The sequence below is a fragment of the Thalassospira sp. MCCC 1A01428 genome (genome assembly GCF_002115825.1).
Classification (GTDB): domain Bacteria; phylum Pseudomonadota; class Alphaproteobacteria; order Rhodospirillales; family Thalassospiraceae; genus Thalassospira.
This window is the reverse complement of the sequence record NZ_JFJZ01000150.1, coordinates 1-804: the sequence shown is the minus strand read 5'-3', so window position 1 is coordinate 804 and position 804 is coordinate 1. Positions and strand designations below refer to the sequence as shown.

At 53.7% G+C, this 804-nt stretch carries 1 protein-coding gene; it reads right to left on the bottom strand.

Features of this window, described 5'->3' with window-relative positions; translation table 11 throughout:
- Positions 1-15: 15 nt before the first annotated feature.
- Positions 16-776 (bottom strand): IS5 family transposase gene (locus THS27_RS26335; protein WP_139835778.1). Its coding sequence is split into 2 segments (ribosomal slippage): positions 16-443 and positions 443-776, totalling 762 coding nucleotides; the frame shifts between segments, so codons are not numbered across the junction.
- Between the last annotated feature and the right edge of the window lie 28 nt (positions 777-804).

Sequence of the window (804 nt, the reverse complement as noted above, 5' to 3'; positions counted from 1 at the left end):
TAGGCTCAGGACTCATTAATTGAGGTAAAATATGACGGTAGCGGCGATACAGATCGCTGAAAAGAAGGTGTGCGCGCATCGGTCATATCGGGTCGCCACCCTGCGCCAGTCTTTGAGCTTTCCGAACATGTTCTCGACTTTGTGCCGGGTTTTATAGAGCTTTGGGCAGTATGATATGTGTGTGTTTCTGTTTTTGCGGGGCGGTATGCAGGGCTTGATACCCTTGGCGTTGAGCGCCGCCCGGAACTCGTCGCTGTCATAGCCCTTATCACCAATCAGGTGAGATGCCGAGGTTGGCAGGCTTTCATACATAAGCTTTGCGCCAAGATGATCGCTCATCTGACCTTCGGTTAGCAGCAGGACAAGTGGCTTGCCGTGCTCATTGACGACGGCATGCAGCTTGGAATTCAGGCCACCTTTCGTTCTCCCGATACGGCGGGGAACATCCCCTTTTTAAGCAGGCTGGCCGCCGTGCGATGTGCCTTCAGATGTGTGGCGTCGATCATCAACTGTTCAGGCTCGCCGTTCTCGGCTGCAATCGCAGAGAATATACGATCAAAGACACCCAATCGGCTCCAGCGTACAAAGCGGTTATAGAGCGTCTTGTGCGGCCCGTATTCCCTTGGGGCATCACGCCAGCGAAGACCGTTGCGAATGACATGGATGATCCCGGAAACAACGCGCTGATCATCAACACGAGGAACCCCGTGAGCCTGTGGGAAACAGGGCTCAATACGCTGCAACTGAGAACGGGAAAGCCAGAATAGATCGCTCATAAAGTGCTCCTCACCAATCAGAGACACC